The 17,988-nt window shown below is 64.1% G+C and carries 15 protein-coding genes; 13 read left to right on the top strand and 2 right to left on the bottom strand.

The annotated features are described in order from the left end of the window. Nucleotides 1-104 precede the first annotated feature (104 nt). From GNH96_RS10665 to lapB, 13 genes are all read left to right on the top strand, one after another. Nucleotides 105-833, top strand: coding sequence for a glycosyltransferase family 25 protein (locus GNH96_RS10665; protein WP_228719822.1), 729 nt, complete (start codon nucleotides 105-107; stop codon nucleotides 831-833). A 23-nt stretch (nucleotides 834-856) separates the two neighbouring features. Beyond that, nucleotides 857-2,671, top strand: a complete 1,815-nt coding sequence (locus GNH96_RS10660; protein ID WP_228719821.1) for a cellulose-binding protein — start codon at nucleotides 857-859, stop codon at nucleotides 2,669-2,671. 93 nt (nucleotides 2,672-2,764) lie between these two features. Continuing rightward, nucleotides 2,765-5,347 carry a DNA gyrase subunit A gene (gene gyrA, locus GNH96_RS10655; RefSeq protein ID WP_169603654.1) on the top strand — a complete coding sequence of 861 codons (2,583 nt, stop codon included), beginning with the start codon at nucleotides 2,765-2,767 and terminating at the stop codon, nucleotides 5,345-5,347. A gap of 130 nt (nucleotides 5,348-5,477) precedes the next feature. Next, nucleotides 5,478-6,560: a 3-phosphoserine/phosphohydroxythreonine transaminase gene (gene serC, locus GNH96_RS10650; RefSeq protein ID WP_169603653.1), complete on the top strand. Its 1,083-nt coding sequence runs from the start codon at nucleotides 5,478-5,480 to the stop codon at nucleotides 6,558-6,560. A gap of 9 nt (nucleotides 6,561-6,569) precedes the next feature. Next, nucleotides 6,570-7,772, top strand: coding sequence for a 3-phosphoglycerate dehydrogenase family protein (locus tag GNH96_RS10645; RefSeq protein WP_169603652.1), 1,203 nt, complete (start codon nucleotides 6,570-6,572; stop codon nucleotides 7,770-7,772). A 3-nt stretch (nucleotides 7,773-7,775) separates the two neighbouring features. Next, complete coding sequence (gene pheA, locus GNH96_RS10640) at nucleotides 7,776-8,864, top strand: prephenate dehydratase (RefSeq protein WP_169603651.1); 1,089 nt, start codon at nucleotides 7,776-7,778, stop codon at nucleotides 8,862-8,864. Nucleotides 8,865-8,873: 9 nt separating this feature from the next. Further along, on the top strand, nucleotides 8,874-9,989 hold the full coding sequence (gene hisC / locus GNH96_RS10635; RefSeq protein ID WP_169603650.1) for a histidinol-phosphate transaminase: 1,116 nt from the start codon (nucleotides 8,874-8,876) through the stop codon (nucleotides 9,987-9,989). Further along, nucleotides 9,986-10,858, top strand: coding sequence for a prephenate dehydrogenase (locus GNH96_RS10630; RefSeq protein WP_169603649.1), 873 nt, complete (start codon nucleotides 9,986-9,988; stop codon nucleotides 10,856-10,858). The genes hisC and GNH96_RS10630 overlap by 4 nt, the downstream gene beginning before the upstream one ends. Continuing rightward, entirely contained in the window at nucleotides 10,851-12,164 is a 1,314-nt protein-coding gene (gene aroA / locus GNH96_RS10625) for a 3-phosphoshikimate 1-carboxyvinyltransferase (RefSeq protein WP_169603648.1), read from the top strand. The genes GNH96_RS10630 and aroA overlap by 8 nt, the downstream gene beginning before the upstream one ends. A 6-nt stretch (nucleotides 12,165-12,170) precedes the next feature. Further along, nucleotides 12,171-12,848 carry a (d)CMP kinase gene (cmk, locus tag GNH96_RS10620; RefSeq protein WP_169603647.1) on the top strand — a complete coding sequence of 226 codons (678 nt, stop codon included), beginning with the start codon at nucleotides 12,171-12,173 and terminating at the stop codon, nucleotides 12,846-12,848. Nucleotides 12,849-12,958: 110 nt separating this feature from the next. Further along, nucleotides 12,959-14,626, top strand: coding sequence for a 30S ribosomal protein S1 (gene rpsA / locus GNH96_RS10615; protein ID WP_169603646.1), 1,668 nt, complete (start codon nucleotides 12,959-12,961; stop codon nucleotides 14,624-14,626). A 69-nt stretch (nucleotides 14,627-14,695) separates the two neighbouring features. After that, nucleotides 14,696-14,983 carry an integration host factor subunit beta gene (locus GNH96_RS10610; protein ID WP_169603645.1) on the top strand — a complete coding sequence of 96 codons (288 nt, stop codon included), beginning with the start codon at nucleotides 14,696-14,698 and terminating at the stop codon, nucleotides 14,981-14,983. Between the two features lie 60 nt (nucleotides 14,984-15,043). After that, a complete protein-coding gene (gene lapB / locus GNH96_RS10605) occupies nucleotides 15,044-16,264 on the top strand; it encodes a lipopolysaccharide assembly protein LapB (RefSeq protein WP_169603644.1) in 1,221 nt (406 codons plus the stop codon). On the opposite strand, the gene asd is transcribed toward lapB, so the two are convergent. Together asd and GNH96_RS10595 are read right to left on the bottom strand one after the other, a co-directional pair. Then, nucleotides 16,230-17,096, bottom strand: a complete 867-nt coding sequence (gene asd / locus GNH96_RS10600) for an archaetidylserine decarboxylase (protein WP_223163406.1) — start codon at nucleotides 17,094-17,096, stop codon at nucleotides 16,230-16,232. The two genes, lapB and asd, sit on opposite strands and share 35 nt — an antisense overlap. Then, nucleotides 17,093-17,935 carry a hypothetical protein gene (locus tag GNH96_RS10595; protein ID WP_228719819.1) on the bottom strand — a complete coding sequence of 281 codons (843 nt, stop codon included), beginning with the start codon at nucleotides 17,933-17,935 and terminating at the stop codon, nucleotides 17,093-17,095. The genes asd and GNH96_RS10595 overlap by 4 nt, the downstream gene beginning before the upstream one ends. Nucleotides 17,936-17,988: the final 53 nt, after the last annotated feature.

Here is a 17,988-nt window from a genome sequence, read left to right as displayed (position 1 = left end):
GGGCGCGTTATTTTGCCATGTGCGTCGCCCTCCGGCTGCAGATGCATCGAGCCGCACGATGGCTGCGGTATGATGGGCGGCATCGACCGCAAAGGGGTAGAGCCATGCGACTGATGGATTATTTCGACCGCTGCTACATCATCAATCTGCCCGAACGCAAAGACCGCCGGCGCGAGATGGAAAAGGAGCTGAAACGGATCGGACTATCGCCTGAGCCCGGACGGGTGGAGTTTTTCCCGGCGATCCGGCCCGAATCCGCCGGACCGTTCCCCAGCGTCGGGGCGCACGGCTGCTTCATGAGCCATCTGGGCATTTTGCGCGAAGCCAGGGCCCAGGGACTCCGCAATGTCCTGATACTCGAGGATGACCTCACCATCGATGCGCGCTTTCCGGCGGTCGAAGAAAAACTGCTTGGGGAATTGCGGGAGACCCCGTGGGGTTTCGCGTTCTTCGGCCATGTGCTGGAGCTTCCCGAAGCCGGCTTGGACGACGCGCATCTGGAGCCTTACGCCGGTCCCATCGTCACTGCCCACTTCTATGCAGTCAACGGTCCCGTCATCGAACGCCTCCTGGCTTTTCTCGACGCCCTGTTGCAGCGCCCGCCGGGCCATCCGGACGGCGGACCCATGCATGTGGATGGAGCGTACTCGACTTTCCGACAGCGGAATCCCGATGTCGTTACCCTGGTGGCGGTGCCCAGCCTCGGATGGCAGCGCAGTTCGCGCAGCGATATCTACCCCAACCGCTGGTACGACCGGTGGCCTTTGGTGCGGACTCTGGTCGCGCTGGCACGCCGCGGCAAGGTATGGATGCGCGGCAACCGGCGGGTTTGAGACTTCGACGGGCGGGCGGGCCGATGGGCGGCCGGGGGAACGGCGGACTTTATGCGGCAGTGCTGGCCCTGGTCCTGGCGGCCTGCGGCGACTCGGATTCTCCGGCGCCGGTGCCGGACGCCGGCTTTGGCGTCGGCGTGAACGTCGCGGGCCTGGCCTACTACGGCACCGAAATTCCTTTCGTCGATCTGTTCAAACTGTCGGGGCCGTGGCTGACCCAATGCCAGCCCGGGCGCGATCCGGGCTGCAGCGAGGGAGGCTGGCCTCCGGGCGCGAGCGCCTGGAACACGCTCGAGCAGGACAAGCTGGCGCTGGATGCGGCGGGCTATCCAAAATCCTTGCCGGGTCCCGCCGGAAACGCGGCGTCCGGCAGCCGTTTCACTTCCGTCGCGACGCTGGTGCCGACCGGCTTGAGCCCTTCGCGACCGACCGGGCGCTTCCTCGTTTTCTACCAAGGCCAGGGCACGCTCGGCTACGCGCGGGGAGCCGTCCGCAATCCCGCCTTATCCAGACCGGGACGGGAAGTCGTCGACGTAACCGGCGACGGCAGCGAATCCTGGTTCGAGCTGGCCATTCTGGCGACGGACCCCGCGGGCAGCGACGACTACCTCCGGAATATCAGCGTGATGGCCGAGGGCGGCCCGTGCGACGGGCCGGCGCCCGCCTACTGCATGGATTCCCAGGTGTGTGACGAGCAGCGCGCCTGCCGGCCGTTCGAGGAGGCGGGCCAGCCGCAGCTCTTCGATCCGCGTTTCCTGCGCAACCTGACGAAGTTCCGCGCCATCCGCTTCATGGCCTACCAGAATACCAACGATTCGCCCGCGCTGAGCTGGGCTGACCGCACGACGCCGGCAAGCCGAAGTTGGGCGCAGGACAACCGCGATGGCGGGCCGGCCGAGATGATCCCGGCATTGGGCAACCGGCTGCAGGCGGACATCTGGGTGAACATGCCCGCCCACGCCGACGACGACTACGTTCGCCAGTTCTCTGCCCTGATCCGGCAGGGGCTCGACAAAGGCCGCAAGGTCTACGTCGAGTACGGCAACGAAGCCTGGAACGACGTCTTCTTCGCCGGCCGCTGGATGGAAGCCCAGGCGCTGGCGAAATGGCCGGACGCGGGCGACAGCGCCTATGGCAAAAGGCTGCAATGGTACGGCATGCGGACGGCGCAGGTGTGCGACATCTGGAAGGAGGTGTGGGCGGAAGAGGGGGCGCGGGTCGTCTGCGTCATGGGAAGCCAGGCGGCCAATCCCTGGACCGCACGCCAGTCGCTGGACTGTCCCTTGTGGCGAACCGAAAGCGGCGGCGCGCCGTGCTATCGGCATCATATCCGGGCGTTGGCCATCGCCCCCTATTTCGGCCATTACCTGGGCCTGCCCGAACATGCGGCGGTAGTGAAAGGATGGTGCGCCGATCCCGATGGGGGGCTGAACCGCCTTTTCGCCGAATTATTCCACGGCGGCGAACTTCCCGGCGGCCCGGCCGGAGGCGCCTTGGCAGAAGCCAAGCGGCAGATGCAGGAAAACAAACGCCTTGCCCACGAATACGGGCTGGATCTGGTGGCCTACGAAGGCGGCCAGCATCTGGTGGGGGTGGGCGAAGCCGGCAACGATCCGGCGATCACCGCCCTGTTCGTGGCCGCCAACCGGGACGAGCGCATGGGTGAGGTCTACCTTCGTCATCTGGAAGACTGGCGGGACGCGGGCGGCGGACTCTACCACCTGTGGAACAGCGTCGGTCCTTCGACCCGCTGGGGCAGTTGGGGGCTGCTCGAATACCGGGACCAGCCTGGCGCACCGAAATACGACGCGGTCAGGGCACTGATGCCCCAGGAATGAGCGCGGGGCAAGGGATGATGCTTTTGTTATAATGCCCCGATTCTATCCTGGGCAAGCGTCCTCGCCGCGCCCATTCCATACCGCTCAGGTCCGATGACAGCCTTCGCCAAAGAAATCATTCCGGTCAATCTCGAAGACGAGATGAAGCAGTCCTACCTCGATTACGCCATGAGCGTGATCGTGGGGCGCGCCCTGCCGGATGCCCGCGATGGGCTCAAGCCAGTGCATCGCCGGGTGCTGTACGCCATGCACGAGCTCGGCAACGACTGGAACAAGCCTTACAAGAAGTCGGCCCGCGTGGTCGGCGACGTGATCGGTAAATACCACCCGCACGGCGACACGGCGGTGTACGACACCATCGTGCGCATGGCCCAGCCGTTCTCGCTGCGCTACATGCTGGTGGACGGCCAGGGCAACTTCGGCTCGGTGGACGGCGACCCGCCGGCGGCCATGCGTTACACCGAAGTGCGCATGGCCCGCATCGCCCACGATCTGCTGGCGGACCTGGAAAAGGAAACCGTCGATTTCGTCCCCAACTACGACGATTCCGAAAGGGAGCCTTCGGTCCTCCCGACGCGGGTTCCCAATCTGCTGATCAACGGGTCGGCCGGCATCGCGGTCGGCATGGCGACCAATATCCCCCCGCACAATCTGAGGGAAGTCATCGATGCCTGCCTGGCGCTGATCGAGAACCCCGAGGCGACGGTGCAGGACCTCATGGCCCATATCCCCGGGCCCGATTTCCCCACCGCCGGCATCATCAACGGCGCCGCCGGCATCCGCGAGGCCTATCTCACCGGCCGAGGGCGCATCTACCTCCGCGCCCGCTGCCAGTTCGAGGGCGAGGAAGGCGGGCGCCAGAGCATCATCGTCAACGAGCTGCCATACCAGGTGAACAAAGCGCGGCTGCTGGAGAAAATCGCCGAGCTGGTCAAGGAGGGCAAGCTCGAAGGCATCGCCGGACTGCGCGACGAGTCGGACAAGGACGGCATGCGCATGGTGATCGAGCTGCGCCGGGGCGAAGTGCCGGAAGTGGTGCTGAACAACCTGTACCTGCAAACCCAGATGCAGAGCGTGTTCGGCATCAACATGGTGGCCCTGCTGAACGGCCGTCCGCGCCTGATGAATCTGCGCGAGCTGATCGCGGCCTTCATCGATCACCGCCGCGAGGTGGTGACCCGGCGCACCCTGTACGAATTGCGTAAGGCTCGCGAGCGGGCGCATGTATTGGAAGGCCTGGCGGTGGCGCTGGCCAACATCGACGAAGTCATCGAGCTGATCAAGACCTCGTCGAACCCCGCCGAGGCCAAGGAGCGCCTGGTCTCGCGCGCCTGGCGGCCGGGTGCGGTGACCGAATTGCTGGAGCGGGCCGACGCCGCCGAAGCCTCCCGGCCGCGCGATCTGGACCCGATCTACGGCCTGCGCGAGGGCGCGTATTACCTGTCGCCGACCCAGGCCCAGGCCATCCTGGACCTGCGGCTGCACCGCCTCACCGGCTTGGAGCAGGACAAGATCATCGCCGAGTACCGGGCGCTGCTGGAGCAGATCGCCGATTTGATGGACATCCTGGCCAAGGACACCCGGTTGATGCAGGTGATCCGCGACGAACTGGCCGCCGTCCGCGAACAGTTCGGCGATGCCCGCCGAACCGAGATCATCGCCCACCGCCTCGATCTGTCCGCCGAGGACCTGATCACCGAGGAAGACATGGTGGTGACGGTATCGCACGAGGGCTACGTCAAGGCCCAGCCGCTGTCGGACTACCGTGCCCAGCGCCGCGGCGGACGCGGCAAGCAGGCGGCGGCCACCAAGGAAGAGGACTACATCGAGAAGCTGGTCGTGGCCAACACCCACGACACCATCCTGTGCTTCAGCAGCACCGGCAAGGTGTACTGGCTCAAGGTATACGAGCTTCCGGTCGCCAGCCGCACCGCCCGCGGCCGCCCCTTCGTCAATCTGCTGCCGCTGGAGGAAGGCGAACGCATCAACGCCATCCTGCCGATCCGCGAGTTCGACGAAGACCATTTCATCTTCATGGCCACCGCCTCGGGCACGGTCAAGAAGGTCGCGCTCAGCGAATTCGAACGGCCGCGGCCGAGCGGCAAGATCGCCATCGAGCTGCGCGAGGATGATCGTCTGGTCAACGTGGCGATCACCAACGGCGAGCAGGACGTGATGCTGTTCAGCAGCGATGGCAAGGTGGTGCGCTTCAAGGAGACCGATGTCCGCGCCATGGGCCGCACCGCCGCCGGCGTGCGCGGCATGACCTTGCAGGAGGGCAGCAAGGTGATCGCCCTGATCATCGCGGCCGAGGGCACGGTGCTCAACATCACCGAAAACGGCTTCGGCAAGCGCACGCCGGTGGCGGATTTCCCCCGCCACCGGCGCGGAGGGCAGGGCGTGATCGCCATCCAGACCAGCGCCCGCAACGGCGCGGTGGTTGGCGCGGCCTTGGTCGAGGACGACGACGAACTCATGCTGATCACCGATGCCGGCACCCTGGTGCGGACGCGGGTGGGAGAAATCTCCGTGCTGAGCCGCAACACTCAGGGCGTCACGGTCATCCGGCTGAACGCCGGCGAGAAGGTCGTCGGCATGGATCGTATCGGCAATCTGCCCGATTCCGAAAGGGAAGAACCGGAGGACGGGTCCGAAGACACCGCGGAATCGGAATGATTCCAGCCGGGCGGATCAGGGGTATCAATGAAATCTTGCAGGTGTTCAATGCCGGCCATGGGAAGGCGATGAGTTCGGATACCGAGCCTTCACGCCATCCTCCACGCCAACGCATACCGGGAGTCTATCCATGACACGCATCTACAATTTCAGCGCGGGCCCCTCGATGCTGCCGGAGGCGGTGCTGCGCCGCGCCGGGGAGGACATCCTCGATTGGGGCGGGAGCGGCATGTCGGTGATGGAAATGAGCCATCGCGGCAAGCATTTCGGCGCCATCGCGGAAAGAGCGGAAGCCGACCTGCGTGAACTGCTCGCCATTCCGCCGGAATACAAGGTGCTGTTTTTGCAGGGCGGCGCCACCGCCCAGTTCGCCATGGTGCCGATGAACCTGCTGCGTGACCGGACTGCGGCCTGCTATGTCGATACCGGCATCTGGTCCGGAAAAGCCATGGAAGAAGCCAGCCGTTATTGCCAGGTCGGCGTCGCGGCTACCGCCAAGGCGGGCGGTTTCACGACCGTGCCGCCGCGCAGCGAATGGCGGATCGATTCCGAAGCGGCTTATCTCCATTACACCAGCAACGAGACGATCAACGGCGTGGAATTCCAGGACGTCCCGGATTCCGCCGGCCTGCCCCTGGTGTGCGACATGTCCTCGAACATCCTGTCCCGACCGGTCGACGTGAGCCGGTTCGGCCTGATCTATGCCGGCGCCCAGAAGAACATGGGGCCGGCAGGCATCACCGTGGTCATCGTCCGGGAAGACCTGATCGGCAAGACCATCCCCGGTACGCCCACGGTGTTCGATTACAAGAAGCATGCGGACAACGGCTCCATGCTCAACACGCCGCCGACCTACATCTGGTATCTGCTCGGACTGGTGCTGGACTGGTTGAAACAGCAGGGCGGAGTGGCCGGCATCGAAGCCCAGAACATCCGCAAAGCGCAAAAACTCTATGCCGCCATCGACGCCTCGGCGTTCTATTCCAATCCGATCGATCCCGCCTTCCGTTCGCGCATGAACGTGCCTTTCCGCCTGGCCGATGCCGGGCTGGAAAAGATCTTCGCGGCCGAGGCCGCCGGCCACGGACTGGTGGCGCTGGAGGGCCATCGCTCGGTCGGGGGCTTGCGTGCCAGCATCTACAACGCGATGCCCGAAGCCGGGGTGGATGCGCTCATCGCCTTCATGGCGGACTTCGAGCGCAGGTACGGCTAGGGGCGCGCGATGTACAAGATACTGACATACAACAACATTTCCGTCGCTGGACTGGAGCGCCTGGCGCGCGACCGCTACGAGGTCGCCTCGGAGATCCAGCATCCGGATGCCATTTTGCTGCGGTCCTTCGATCTGCACGGGGTGGCGATCCCGGATTCGGTCCGCTGCATAGGCCGGGCCGGCGTCGGGGTCAACAACATTCCGGTGGAGGAATGCAGCCGACGCGGCATCCCGGTATTCAATGCGCCGGGCGGCAACGCCAACGCCGTCAAGGAACTCGTCATCGCCGGGATGCTTCTGGCTGCGCGGCATATCTGCGAAGCCTGGGATTTCGCCCGCTCGCTGTCGGGCGACGACGAGACCGTCAGCCGGGCGGTCGAGCAGGGCAAGAAACGTTTCGCCGGCACCGAACTGGCCGGCAAGACACTGGGCGTGCTCGGCCTGGGAGCGGTGGGCGTCAGGGTCGCCAACGCCGCGGTGTCGCTCGGGATGAACGTGATCGGTTTCGATCCGGCTCTCACGGTGGATCGGGCCTGGGAGCTTTCCGCCTCCGTTTCCCGCGCCGCCGGCATCGACGACTCGATCGCCCGTTCCGACTTCATAAGCCTGCACCTGCCGCTCAATGGCGAGACCAGGCACATGATCGGCGCCGCGCGGCTCGAGGCCGCAAAAAAGGGGGCGGTACTGCTCAATTTCTCGCGCGCCGGCATCGTCGACGAGCCCTCCGTTTGCGCCGCGCTGGACGAGGGCCGACTCTCCGCTTACGTCAGCGATTTCCCTACCTCTGGCCTCATGGGGCGGAAGGGGGTTCTCCTGCTGCCGCACCTGGGCGCGTCCACGGCGGAAGCCGAGGACAACTGTGCGGCCATGGTGGCGGACCAGATTCGTGATTTTCTCGAAAACGGCAATATCCGCAATTCGGTCAACTATCCGACGGTCGAAATGCCGCGGGGCGAAGGTCATCGCATCGGCGTCGCCAACGAAAACGTTCCCAACAGGGTGAGCCAGATCTCGGCGGCCCTGGGCGAGGCGAACCTGAACATTCTCGAGCTGGTGAACAAGTCGCGAGGCGAATACGCCTATACACTCATCGACCTCAATGCGGAGGTTCCACCCACCGTCATGGACAGGATCCGGAAAATCCCGGGGGTATTGTCCGTTCATTCCATTTCCAATCACCCATCCTCGGCTACTGCGGCTTTTCAAGACTAGGGCATGGCGAACGATTCTTCTCTCGCGGAACTGCGCAAGCGGATCGACGAACTCGACGACAGGGTGCTGGAACTCCTCAACCAGAGGGCGCGGTGCGCGCAGCAGGTGGCGGAAATCAAGGTCGCCGCGGGCGAGGCGGACTGCTTCTACCGGCCGGAACGGGAAGCGGAAGTACTGCAAAGGCTGGCTGCGAACAACCCCGGCCCGCTCGGCAGGGAAGCGGTGATCCGCTTTTTCCGCGAAGTGATGTCGGAGTGCCTGGCCCTTGAAAAGCCGCTGAGCGTCGCCTTTCTCGGTCCGGCAGGGACGTTCACCCAACAGGCGGCGTACAAGCATTTCGGCCATGCCATCCAGGCCACGCCGCTGCCGGCCATCGACGAGATATTCCGGGCCGTGGAAGGCGGCGCCTGTCATTATGGCGTGGTGCCGGTCGAGAATTCGACCGAAGGCGTCATCACCCACACTCTGGACAGTTTCGTGCGCTCCAGCCTGATCATCGCCGGCGAGGTGCAGCTGCGCATCCATCATCATCTTCTATGCAAGGCACCGGCGGCGCTGGATACGCTGACCGAGGTGTTTTCCCATCCGCAATCGCTGGCGCAGTGCAGGGAGTGGCTGGACCGTTTCCTGCCCGCGGCGCGGCGAACCCCCCTCGGCAGCAATGCCGAGGCCGCCCGGCGCGCAGCGGAGAATGCCGGCACCGCCGCGATCGCAGGCGAGGTGGCGGCGGCTCTCTACGGCCTGGAAATCCTTGAACGCAATATCGAGGACGAGCCCGACAACACCACCCGTTTCCTCGTCATCGGCGGCCAGCCGGTGGGTCCGACCGGCCGCGACAAGACTTCCCTGTTGCTGTCCACCCGCAACGACCCCGGCGCGCTCTACCGGGTCATCGAGCCGTTCGCGCGTCTGGGCATCAGCATGACCAAGGTCGAATCGCGCCCTTCCCGGCGTGGCATGTGGGACTACTTTTTCTTCATCGACGTGGAAGGGCATCAGGCCGATCTCACCGTGGCACAGGCATTGGCCGAGGTGCGGGAACAGACCAGTATGATGCGCATCCTGGGTTCCTATCCGCGCGCACTGAGCTGAAATCCCGCCATGAGCATTTCTTCCCTCGCAGTCCCCGGCATCCGCGGACTGACCCCTTACCAGCCCGGCAAGCCCATCGGCGAACTGGAACGGGAATTCGGGCTGGAGCGCATCGTCAAGCTGGCCTCCAATGAAAACCCCTTGGGCGCGAGTCCCAAGGCGCTGGAGATGGTACGGCAGATACTCGGCGGTACCCATCTCTATCCCGACGGCAGCGGCTTCGAGCTCAAAGCTGCGCTGGCGGAAAAACTGGCTGTCGAGCCCGCGCAGATCGTCCTGGGCAATGGCTCGAACGACGTGCTGGACCTGGTGGCCCGTGTCTTCCTGGCCCCCGGACTCAACGCGGTGTATTCCGAACACGCATTCGCGGTCTACCCGATCGCGACCCAAACGGTCGGAGCGGCGGGAAAGGCTGCTCCGGCCCACGACGGCAGCCGGGGGCCGCGCTTCGGCCACGATCTGGAAGCCATGCTGGAGCGGGTCGATGCCCATACCCGCGTGGTCTTCGTCGCCAATCCGAACAATCCGACGGGAACCCTGCTGGGCCGGAGCGAATTGCATGCCTTCCTGGCGGCGCTGCCGGAAAGGGTCATTGCGGTTGTCGACGAGGCGTACTTCGAGTATGCGCATGCCCCCGATCATCCGAATGCGCTGGAGTGGCTGGGCGAGTTTCCCAAACTGATTGTCACCCGCACTTTCTCCAAGGCCTACGGCCTGGCGGGCCTGCGGGTGGGCTACGCGGTGTCCGGCGCGGAAATCGCCGATCTGCTGAACCGGGCCAGACAGCCGTTCAACGTCAACGCATTGGCCCTCGCCGCGGCTGCCGCCGCCCTGGGAGATGTCGAGTTCCTGGAGGCCACGGTGCGGGTGAACGACGCCGGCCTGGCCCGGCTGGAAGCCGGTTTCCGGACGCGGAATTTCGATTACATTCCCTCTGCCGGCAATTTCGTTAGCTTCGACCTGGCCCGTCCCGGCGCGCCGGTCTACGAGGCTCTGCTGCGAGAGGGCGTCATCGTGCGTCCGGTGGGGAATTACGGATTGCCGAACCATCTCCGGGTCTCGGTCGGCACGGCCGAGGAAATCGACGTCTTTTTCGCCGCCCTGGACCGCGTGCTGGGCCGATGATCCGCAAGCTCTGCATCATCGGCGTCGGCCTGATCGGCGGTTCGGCGGCCCGGCGCGCCCGCCGGTTTTGCGAGGAAATCGTCGGAATCGACGCGGACCCGGAGAACCTGCGGCGGGCCGAAACCCTGGGCGTCATCGATCAAGGCTGCGCCAGCCTGGAACGAGGCGTGGCAGCGGCCGATTTCGTGCTCATCGCGACGCCCGTCGGCGCCATCGAGCCGCTGTTCCGCGCGCTGGCACCGCTCTGGCGTCCGGACTGCATTTACACCGACGTGGGCAGCACCAAGGGCAACGTCGTGGAGGCGGCGCTCCGGGTGTTCGGCATAGTGCCGCCCAATTTCATTCCCGGCCATCCGATCGCGGGCGCCGAGCGCAGCGGGGTGGAGGCGGCCGATGCCCGCCTGTTCGAAGGCAAGCGGGTCATCCTGACGCCCTTGCCGGAGAGCGCGCCGGACGCACTGGCGCGGGTGGAAGCGTTCTGGATGCATCTGGGCGCACGGGTGGAGCGCATGGACGTCGGGCATCATGACGAGGTGCTGGCGGCGACCAGCCACCTCCCGCATGTGCTGGCCTTCACCCTGGCGCGGATGCTGGGCCGGAAAGACGAGCAGGCGGAGATTTTCCGCTATGCCGCGGGGGGCTTCCGCGATTTCACCCGCATCGCCTCCAGCGATCCCAAGATGTGGCTGGACATCTGCCGGGCCAATCGCGGACCGCTGCTGGAGCTGCTGGGCGAATACGAAACGGCGCTGCGCGAGGTGGCCGGACTGGTCCGCTCCGATGACGCCGACGGCTTGTACGCCTGCTTCAGCGAAGCCAGGGCCGCCCGCGAAAAATTTCTAAAGTCGACGGAAAACAATCATGCATGACACAGATGTGGTTTTCACTGCCAAGCCGGGCGGGCGGATGCAGGGCGACATCCGGGTGCCGGGCGACAAGTCCATCTCCCACCGCTCGGTGATGCTGGGTTCGCTCGCCGAAGGCGTCACCGAAGTCAGCGGTTTTCTCGAGGCCGAGGATTGCCTGGCGACGATGGCGGCGTTCCGGGCCATGGGCGTCAAAATCGAAGGCCCGGAGAACGGCCGGCTGCGCATCCACGGCGTCGGCCTGCACGGGCTGAAACCGCCCGCGGCGGCGCTGGATCTCGGCAATTCCGGCACCTCGATGCGCTTGTTGTGCGGGCTGCTGGCAGGCCAGTCGTTCGACACCACGCTGACCGGGGACGCCTCCCTGGTGCGCCGGCCGATGCGTCGCGTGACCGAGCCGCTGCGCGCCATGGGCGCGCGGATCGACACCACCGAAGCCGGCACCGCACCGCTGCGCATCGCCGGTGGAGCCGCCCTCAAGGGCATCGACTACGCGATGCCGGTCGCCAGCGCCCAGGTGAAATCCTGTTTGCTGCTGGCCGGCCTCTACGCGGAAGGGCAGACCTGCGTCACCGAACCGGCGCCGACCCGCGACCATACCGAACGCATGCTGGCCGGCTTCGGCTACCCGGTGGCGCGTGACGGCAACCGCGTCTGCATCCGATCCGGCGGCAAGCTTTCCGCGACCCGTATCGACGTGCCGGCGGACATTTCCTCGGCGGCGTTCTTCATGGTGGGCGCGGCGATCAGCCCTGGGTCCGACATCGTCCTGCGGCATGTCGGGATCAATCCGACCCGTACCGGCGTCATCGAAATCCTGCGCGAAATGGGCGCCGACATCGAGATGCTCGATCCTCGCGAAGTCGGCGGCGAACCGGTGGCGGACATCCGCATCCGCCACCGCGAACTGCGCGGCATCCGCATTCCCGAGCATACCGTGCCGCTGGCCATCGACGAGTTCCCGGCCCTGTTCGTCGCCGCCGCCTGCGCCCGCGGCGAGACCGTGCTGACCGGCGCCGAGGAGCTGCGGGTCAAGGAAAGCGACCGTATCCAGGTCATGGCCGACGGCCTGACTGCACTGGGGATCGATGCCCGGCCGACGCCTGACGGCATGATCGTGCAGGGCGGCAGCCTCCGCGGCGGCGTGGTCGATTCGCGCGGCGACCATCGGATCGCCATGTCGTTCTCGATCGCGGCTTTGCGCGCCGCCGGCCCTATCGAGATCCACGACTGCGCCAACGTCTCGACCTCGTTCCCCAACTTCGTCGCGCTGGCGCGGACACTGGGTCTGGACATCGAGCTGAGCTGACCCGCCATGCACGATCCTGTTCCCGTACTCACCATTGACGGCCCCAGCGGGGCGGGCAAGGGCACTGCGGCCCGCGCAGTCGCCGCCCGGTTGGGCTGGAACTTCCTGGACAGCGGAGCGATCTATAGAGCACTGGCGGTCGCGGCGATGGATCGGGGGGTTGCCTGCGAAGACGAAGCGGCGCTGGCGGCGCTCGCCCATTCGCTCGATCTGGTTTTCGAAGCGGCTGCCGTCCCGCGCACGATCTTGTGGGGCGCCGATATCGGCGATCGGATCGTGACCGAGGAATGCGGCAATCTGGCGTCGAAAGTGGCGGCATTCCCGCGGGTTCGCCAGGCGCTGCTCGAAAAGCAGCGCAGTTTCCGTCGGCCGCCGGGCCTAGTGGCCGATGGACGCGACATGGGAACGGTGGTTTTCCCGGATGCGCTTTACAAAGTGTTTCTCACCGCGAGCGCGGAAGTCCGCGCGCTTCGGCGTTATAAGCAGTTGAAAGAGAAAGGCATAGATGTTAGCCTTGCCGACTTGACCGAAGAGATCGAAGCGCGTGACCGGCGTGATCGGGAACGGCCGATCGCTCCGCTCAAAGCCGCGGACGGCGCCGTGATCATCGATTCCTCGGATTTATCCATCGAGGAAGTGATCCAGGCGTGTCTCGCCGTAGCAAGATCGCGCCGAGAGTCCTGAGGTCATACAGCATAGGGTGTGTTCGCCCGCAGGTCGGGGGACACGGTCATCAACCAATTTATTAAACTGACTACGTCCGATTTTTACCTCGGACGCCGGAATCATAGATCATGGGCGAAAGCTTTGCAGAACTGTTTGAAGAAAGTCTGGCGAAAGCCGAGATGCGCGCTGGCAGCATCATCACCGGCACGGTCGTCGACATCGGCACCGACGCGGTGGTTGTCAACGCCGGACTGAAATCCGAAGGCGTCATCCCGAAGTGGCAATTCCTCAATGCCGATGGCCAGCTGGAAGTCCAGGTGGGCGATCAGGTCGAGGTGGCCCTGGACATGGTGGAAGACGGCTTGGGGGCGACCCTGCTGTCCCGAGACAAGGCCAAGAAGCTCAAGGCCTGGGATGACCTGGAAAAAGCCTTCGAAGGCGGCGAAACCGTCGTCGGCCGCATCGTCGGCAAGGTTCGCGGCGGCTTCACCGTTGCGATCGGCGCCCTGCGAGCTTTCCTGCCCGGTTCATTGGTCGACGTGCGCCCCGTACGCGACACCACCTTCCTGGAAGGACGCGACCTCGAATTCAAGGTCATCAAGATCGACCAGAAGCGCAACAACGTCGTGCTGTCGCGGCGTGCCGTCGTCGAATCCGAATTCAGCGCCGAGAAGGAAGCGCTGATGGAAAGCCTCAAGGAAGGCGCCATCGTCACCGGCGTGGTGAAGAACCTCACCGATTACGGCGCGTTCATCGATCTGGGCGGCATCGACGGCCTGCTCCACATCACCGACATGGCCTGGAAGCGCGTGCGGCATCCCTCCGAGGCCGTCCAGATCGGCCAGGAACTGCAGGTCAAGGTCCTCAAATACGATCAGGAGAAGAACCGCGTATCGCTGGGCCTCAAGCAGCTCGGCGAGGATCCGTGGGTCAATATCGCCCGCCGCTACCCGGCCGGCACCCGCTTGTTCGGCAAGGTCAGCAACCTCACCGATTACGGCTGCTTCGTCGAGTTGGAAGAGGGCGTCGAGGGTCTGGTCCACGTCTCCGAAATGGACTGGACCAACAAGAACGTCAATCCGTCCAAGGTCGTTCAACTCGGCGACGAAGTCGAGGTCATGGTCCTGGATATCGACGAAGAGCGCCGCCGCATATCCCTGGGCATGAAGCAGTGCAAGATGAACCCCTGGGACGAGTTCGCCGCCACCCACAAGAAGGGCGAGAAGATCAGGGGTACCATCAAGTCCATCACCGATTTCGGCATCTTCATCGGCCTCGACGGCAACATCGACGGCTTGGTCCATCTTTCGGACATTTCGTGGTCGATGCCCGGCGAAGAGGCCATTCGCCAGTTCAAGAAAGGCGACGAGCTGGAAACCGTCATCCTGGCCATCGATCCCGAGCGCGAGCGTATCTCGCTGGGCATCAAGCAGCTCGAACAGGATCCGTTCCAGAACTTCCTGGCGGCTCACGACAAGGGTTCGATCGTGCGGGGCGTGGTGAAGGAAGTGGACGCCAAGGGCGCAGTCATCACCCTGGCGGACAACGTGGAAGGCTATCTGCGCGCTTCGGAGATCCAGCGTGATCGTGTCGAGGACGCGCGGGCGCTGCTGAGCGTAGGCGATGAAGTCGAAGCCAAATTCATCGGCGTCGACAAGAAGACCAAATCGATCTCGCTGTCGATCAAGTCCAAGGATCAGGATGAAGAAGCGGCTGCGCTCAAGGACTACTCGCAGCAGGCGTCGGGTACGCCCACCCTTGGCGACATCTTCAAGGAACAGATGGAAAACCGCTGATCGTTCCGGTTTTTCCGGAAGGGGCGGTCAACGCCCCTTCCGTTTGCTTTTTGGAACCTGGAAATCGATATGACCAAGTCAGAATTGATCGAATCCCTGGCCGGAAAGTACCCGCATTTGTCTCCTAGGGACATCGAACACGCCATCAAAGAGATGATCGGCTATATGAGCGAAGCCTTGGCAGGGGGCGAACGCATCGAAATCAGGGGCTTCGGCAGCTTCTCCCTGCATTACCGCCCCCCCCGCGTCGGCAGGAATCCAAAGACCGGAGCGTCAGTTCATCTCCCTTCCAGGCGCGTTCCGCATTTCAAGCCAGGGAAAGAGTTGCGCGACCGGGTCAATTCGATTAAGAAATAGCACATCTATCGGCGAGAGCGCCCTCGCCGTTTCCATCCTGGGGCGGCTCGGGGTACCGAAATGCTTGACGGCGCCATGCTCGAACTGCTGACCCTGCTTCTTCCGGTCGCCGCGGCTTCCGGGTGGTACGCCGCGGCCAGGCACCATAGGCGAAGCCTGTCGGGAGAACTGATCGGCTCCGTCCGACGAGCCTATCAGGGGACCGTAGATCCCAACATCGGCGCCAAGGCCGATGAAGCCTTTCATCTGCTCAGGCAGATCGCCGATTCCAACACCAAGACCCTCGAACTGCAGCTGGCGCTCGGTAGCCTGCTCCGCAGGAGCGGCGAGCTTTCCAAGGCGATAGAGCTGCACGAGCGTCTCCATTCCCAGCCCCAGTTGACGGCTGAACAGCAACACACCGTTCGTTTCGAGCTGGGGATGGATTATTTGAGCGCGGGATTACTGGATCGGGCCGAAAACGTCTTTGCCGACCTGGCGGCGAGCGCTTCGCACGGTAAAGCCTCACTCCAGCAAATGCTGGCGATCTACCAGAGTGAAAAGGATTGGGTGAGGGCAGCCCAGTGCGCCCAGTCGCTCAAGAAGCACGATGCCGGGCAAAGACACGCCACTTTAGCCCATCTCCTGTGCGAACAGGCCGAATCGGCGATCGCACTCGGCGACACCGCTACGGCGCAAACCCATCTACAGCAAGCGTTAGCCGAAGATCCTCGCTGCGTCCGGGCCACCCTCTTGAAATCCCAGCTTGCGCTGCAACGGCAGCATTGGGCGGAAGCCGGCATCCTGCTTCGGTCGGTGGAATTCCAAAATCCGGCCTTCATCCCGGAAATCATCGGGCAGCTGCGTCTCTGCCACGCCAATCTCCGGGACATGGACGGGTATCTGACCTATCTGGACTATGTCTACCAGCGCTATCGCACGGAAGCGGCCGCCTTGCTGCTGGCCGATGAGCTGGCGCAGCGGGAAGGGGACTCTGCCGCAGCAAGCTATCTGACAGGATTGTTGTCCGAGTGCTCGAGCCTCAACCTGATTCGACGCACGCTGCACTATGCCGGATCGGTGTCTTGCGACGACGGCGATTGTGTTTCAGTCCTGCGGCGCTGCCTGGCAGCCCTCGACAGTATGGCCATGCAGCAAGCGGGTTACGGCTGTATTCAGTGCGGTTATGAATGCCGGGAACTGCATTGGCATTGTCCGACCTGCCGCGCCTGGGGAATGATTCAGCCTGCCGATGCAGGCATCGGATTCATCGGAAGAAACCCAGCGCCATACCCATCTTGACCGAAGTGCCGGCTTGGAACCCAGGGATCCAGCGTACGCGATCCGCGCCGAAAAGGACGATCACCGTCGAACCCATGTTGAACCGGCCGATTTCGGCGCCTCGTTCGAACGTGAGGTGTTGCTCCGAGTAATCCCATTGACGGATCGTTTTCGAGCGGGGCGGCGTAACCTCGCCGTGCCATACGGTCTCGATGCTCGAGACGAAGATCGCTCCGACCAGAATGACCGCCATCGGTCCTGCAGCGGTATCGAAATGACAGATCACCCTTTCGTTGCGGGCAAAAAGCTTGGGAATGTTTTCGGTAGTCGCGACGTTGACGCTGAACAGCTCGCCAGGCACATGGGTCATGGCGGTCAGTGTGCCGGCTACCGGCAGGTGAATGCGGTGGTAGTCGCGAGGTGAAAGATAAACGGTAACGAAATGACCATTCTCGAATTTCGCCGCCTGGATTTCATCGCCTCCCAGCAGCTCCACCAGCCCGAAGCGGTGTCCCTTGGCCTGGAACAGCATCCGGCCCTCGATGGTGCCAATCTGGCTGATGGCGCCGTCCGCAGGGCAGGCAATGGCGTGGGGTTCGCTGCATATCGGCCGGGCATCGGGCTTCAGGGCACGTGTGAAGAACGCGTTGAAGCAGGCGAAAGACTCCAACGAGTCGCAAGCCGCCTCGGCGAGATCCACCCGATAGAGTTTGCAAACCGCCCGGATCATGGCGTTCTTGATCCAAGGCTGCCGGATGCGGACGGCCGCATGCATGAGGCGTGAGAGGCCATGTTGGGGCAACAGATACTGGAGCCCGGCAAATATTCGGGAGGACAAAGCAGCCATGGTCATCGGTTAACGGTCACGTGGGCGAAGCGGTGATTTTCGTCGAGAAACAGAGTGATATCCGCGCGCGCGGGCATTTCCTCCAGCATATGGCGGGTGAGGCGTTCGTAATGCATGATGAAGCGCCGCAGCGCCGCCTCGTCCATCAGGCGGTGGCTTGGGGAGCGGTTCTCCCGGACCTGAGTCGCGAGTTTGCGCTCCTGCAAACTCCGCCAGCGGTATACGCATTCCATGTCGGGCACCCGCAGCATGACCAGCCGATCGAGCCGCCCGAATAGTTCCGCGTAAGGCCCTCGAAGCTGTTCATTGACGTAGTCCCTCCAGCAGCCGTCGGCATCCTCTTCGGCCTCCAGGGCATTGACCGGGACGGCAAGTTCATCCGTTGACTGCGGAAGGCACCCGACGCACCAGCCTTCGAAGATGACGATGTCGACCGGTGCCCGCACCCGGAGCCAGGCGGGTTCCGGACGTCGGTCATCGATGGCCTTGTCGAAGGCCGGCAAGGCCACAGGCGTTCCCGGACTACCGTGCGTCAGACGATCGAGCGTTGCCAGTCCCAGGCCAACGTCGTGGGAGCCCGGAACACCCCGCGTCACCAGCAAGGGATGGACTTCCCGCGCCAGCCGTTCGCGTTCAGCCCTCGTCTTGTAGATATCGTCGATGGAAAACCCGGCGACCCGGTAACCATAACCCCGGTTCAGAATCAGGGTCAGGAATTCACACAGCGTCGACTTGCCCGAGCCTTGGGCACCGTTGACGCCGAGCACGAACGGCCCGTTTTTCTTGTGCGCATCGACCCAGGCGGCCAGCGGCAAGTAGATTCGCGCCAGAGGCTCAGCCGCCACGTCGTGAATGCGCTGCCTCGCCATTGATGCAAGGAACGCCGGCCGTATCCGCC

It is taken from the genome of Methylococcus geothermalis, assembly GCF_012769535.1.
Classification (GTDB): domain Bacteria; phylum Pseudomonadota; class Gammaproteobacteria; order Methylococcales; family Methylococcaceae; genus Methylococcus; species Methylococcus geothermalis.
Note: the sequence above shows the minus strand (reverse complement) of the source record. Positions and strands in the feature narration are given on the sequence as shown.